Consider the following 4,090-nt stretch of genomic DNA (forward strand, 5'->3'; position numbering starts at 1 on the left):
TTCCACAAAGCCCAGCTGATCCAGGCTCACCTGGCCACCTGGCAAGCACAAAACCTCTATCTGCGCTTCTTACCGCCCTACTGCCCTCAGCTCAACCTCATCGAGACCCTCTGGAAAAAGCTCAAAGGCTTCCTCCTGCCCCGCCGTCATTACGCTTGCCTCTCGCAACTCAAGCAAGCCCTTTTGCATGCCTTAGGTCTACTGGGGGCTGTAGAGGTAAAAATCTGATGTGGAGATACTTATCAGCCCAGGGTTATTTGCTGAAATCGCCCCAAACCGCTTCACTCAGGCGCCCTAGTGTACCCGTTAAGCGATTTTCACCGTGTCGGGTATCTGTGGAAATCGCTCTAGAAGCGGAAGGTAAAACCCAGGCCGAATTTGACCCCATCGTTGCGGGTGCCATCGCCAATGCCGGTCGCGATGTCCAGGGTAAGGTCGGCTCCGATGGGGCGGATGGTATAGCCGAAGGAGAACTCGGGCCGTGGTTGGGGGAAAATTTCACTGCTGAAGCGAAAGCGGTAGTCGCCCTGCTGGTATTCGGCAAAGATGGTCTGGTAGCCGCGCAAGTCTACTGTATAAGCAAAGAACAGCTCGGGCAACAGGTAGCGCCCGATGGTAAAACGGGTTTCCTCGAGGGTACCCCCGTTGAGGGCAGGAATTTCAACCCTGACCTGATCAAGTCCCAGGGCTTTGGCCAGTTCGCGCTCGAGCTGCCCCACAATAAAGTTCTGTACTGCCGCCTGGAGGCCGGTCTGGGCAATATCGGCCGGCAGCGCCGAAAGGTCGGAGCGGCCCAGCAACAACAGGGCGTAGATTTCGGCATCGGTATAGGGCTGGCCGTCGTTTTTGCGGGCGATATCGTTGTTGAAGCGGGCCACGAAGGTAGGGGTCAGGTTGACCTTGATGCGACCGTTCTGCCGCACGAACTCTCCCTTGAGGGTCAGGTTGATCTGAATGCGCCGGTTATCCTGGCCCCGGTCTTGCACCTGGGTATCGGCCACAATCTGCAAATCGGGCAGGATGCCCGCTGCAGGGCTGAAGCGAGCATAGCTCCGTTCGTCGGGCAAGCGGTCGCGGATGGTGAAATCCCGATCCCAGAGCTTGAAATTGCCCCTGAGCGGTACCACTTCGCCCGAGAGGAAGGGATTGGTGAAATCGCCGTTGAGAAAGAGCTCGCCCGCTAGCTCGCCCTGGGCCAGCGTCTCTTGAATCAGAATGCCCCGCTCGGCCCGCAGGCGGATGTTGCTAAACTCCACAGGTACTGCGTTGGCCGTGCGGGCGGTTCCTGGCTCGGGTGGGGCCGCGATGGTAACCTCCCGCTGCCCCTCCGGGAAGCCCAGCCGGGCCCTAACAACATCGGCAGAACCCTGCACAAGATAGGTGCCGCGCACATAGCGCAAGATCAGGTTGGTCTCCAGTAGTCCATCGAGCAAGAAGTACTGCGGATAGCGCACCGGTACCTGCCCTTGCAAGGTCAGGATCAGCTGAGGGAAAAGCGTGCCATAAAGACGAGCATCTTGCTTTTCCAGTGTGGCGTCCAGGGTATAGGCGGGATAGCTAAAGCTCAATGCAAACGGCTCATCAGGGCTGAGTAGCGGTAGATTCGTGGTTCCTTTGGCCCGTACGGTGAAGTTGAGGAGGTCACCTTCGCCGGAGAGCTGGGCCTCGGCCGGATAAGGTGCGGTCAGTTTGATGCGTCCTTCAGCGCTGGCAGTATCGCCTACCTTTAGCACCGCGCGGGGGGTCTCGGCCCGCACCGGCCCCAGTTTGAAATTGAAGTTTTCCAGCGTCAGGTCGAAAACCTGCCCACTGGAGGCCAGGCGCAAGGTGCCGCTGCCCTCAGGGGCCAAGGGCTTGAGGTTGGGTATCACCTGCAGAACCGGCGTGAAGGAGGTATTCTCCAGGTTCAAGCGAAGGTTGCTGCCCTGCCGGCCGTAGAAACCCGAGCCGCTCCAGGTGCCCTTGCCCGAGAGGGCCAGTTGGTCTATGTAGAGCCGCTCCTGCTCAAAGCGCAGGGCGGCAGTACCCACCAGGGTATCGCCGCCTCCCTGGAAGCGCAGGTACTCCCCCACCCAGATGCCTTTGGAGGCCCAGGGGTTGCGGGTGTTGAAGCTGAAGGCGGTCCGACCTGTCCAGTAGGCCTGCCCGGCCAGGTCGCCCGCCCAGGTAGAAAACAGCCAGTGCAAGGGAAAAGAGGCTGCGGTAGCTTCCCCACTCAGGATGCCATTCTCCAGCTTAACCCTGGCTGTAGTACGGTTGGAACCCAGCACCCCGTTCTCGCCCAGCGTGCCTTGATTGCCGGTGCGCTCGAAACTGAGGTCGGCCTGCAGCAGGCCGTTGCTGAAGGAACCCTGGGCGCGGGTGGCCAGGGCCAGGTCGTCACCCCGGACCCGCAGACCGGGGCTTCTCAGGTTGAACTCGAGCACACCCTGGCTGTACTCCAGCGAACCAGTGGCGCGCCCGGTAACGAAAGGCAGACGGCTGCTGACCTGCGGGACTTCCTCCAGGGCCAGATCGCTGAAACCGGCGCGGGCCCGCAGGCCGTCGCGGGCCAGGCTGGCTTCCACTTCCAGGCGTCCCAGGTCGCCTACCAGGCTGCCTTTGGCCGAGAGGGTTTCCTTCCCCTCGATTTTGAGTAGTAGTCGGCTGGCCAGCAGTTCCAGGGGCAAATCGATGTTCAGGTTGCCCAACCAATCCCCCTGGCCGGTGTATTTCATCTGCCCCTGAAGCCAGGGCCCCTGGGCGCTAAGTGCGGCCTCGAGCAGGCGTCCTTCGGCTTCTATTCGCTGTTTCTCTTCAGCATCAAGGTAGCTCAGTTGCCAGCGCCCATCCAGGCTAATTTGTCCACGCAGCATGCCGGTTTTCCAGGGAAGCCAGGGGGTCTCGGGATGGGTGACGCGTACATCGGCTTTGGAGCCCGCGCCTTCCAGGGCCAGCCCCAGTCCATAGGCTGTGAGATTGAGCCCCCCGCCAAGCTGACCCTGCTTGAACTGGAGTTCCCCAGACCCCAGCTCGGGGGCTGCAAGGCGCACCGCAAAGGTCTGTAAATCCAGGTCCGCTACCAGCCGCCCGCCCGCTAAAGGATAGACCGCCTCGAGTTCGGGCCCCCGGCCCCGCACCTCCACACTTCGCACCTCCAGCCCGCCCGAAGCGCTGCGGTCCGACAGGTTGATCGTCAGGCTGCTGGCCCGCCTGGTGCTGGCCGGGGTTGGGCTGTCCAGGCTCTCGCGGTTGGGGGCCACCTGGAGCATGGGATAGCGCAAGCGCAGCGCCAGGCCCAGCACCTCGCCATCCACCACCGGAATCCCCGCCCCAGAAAGCTCGAGGCTGCCCTCGCGGAAGCGCACCCCCCCCGACCAGGTCTGGGCGTAGGCCACCGAACCCGCCAGATCTCCGCTCAGATTGGCCTGCAACTGATTCTGCTGCCAGGTAGCCTGGATGGCGCCCCGGCGGCCCAGCGCATCCCAATCCAGATTGCCCTCCAGGCTATTCCAGGGGCCGCCGACACGCCCGCTCAGCTGGAGGCCGCTCAGGTTGTAGTTTTGCAGTCGGGCCTCGAGCTCCTCAGGGGTCAGGGTAGCCTCCAGCCCTGCGGCGCGGAGGCGCAAGCGGGTGTCCTGGCCCTCGAGGTTGGCCCTTTGACCGGCAATCTGGTACTGGCCCGCAATCCACTGGCCCGGATAGGTACCCCGGGCCTCGAGGTTCCCCAGCCCACGGGGCAAAGCCCCCACATACGACCAGTTGAGCCGTAAGGGGTTCAAGCGCAGGCGTCCGGAAAGGGGGGCCAGTTCGGCCAGGCCGCGCAGGTCAATTTCACTGCCCTGGGCGCTGAGTTGCACCGCGCCCCACTCCGGCACCCGTACCTCTGCGCTGCCCCGCAGGGAAAGCGGCGCGGCGTCAAGGTCGAGGCGGCCCTGCAACAAAAGCCGGGTAGCCTCGGATGCACCCTGCACGGGCAAGGGGCCTTGCAGGCTGGCCTCGAGCTGCCAGCGGGCCGGCTGGGCCCAGCCCTCGCGCAACTGCCCCCGCAAAGAGCCCTGCCAGCCCTCCCGGCCCTCGAGCTCGACCCGACCCTCCCCCAGGCTGGCCC

At 63.3% G+C, this 4,090-nt stretch carries 2 protein-coding genes; one reads left to right on the top strand and one right to left on the bottom strand.

Annotated features, from left to right (window positions below; translation table 11 throughout):
* Positions 1-228 (top strand): transposase (locus Mhypo_RS17305; protein ID WP_206074951.1); only part of this gene is annotated, 228 nt, incomplete at its 5' end.
* Positions 229-347: 119 nt separating this feature from the next.
* Here Mhypo_RS17305 and Mhypo_RS17310 read toward each other — a convergent pair.
* The coding region (locus Mhypo_RS17310) for a translocation/assembly module TamB domain-containing protein (protein WP_206074952.1) at positions 348-4,090 on the bottom strand (3,743 nt) is incomplete at its 5' end.

The sequence above is a fragment of the Meiothermus hypogaeus genome, from assembly GCF_003574035.1.
Lineage (GTDB): Bacteria > Deinococcota > Deinococci > Deinococcales > Thermaceae > Meiothermus > Meiothermus hypogaeus.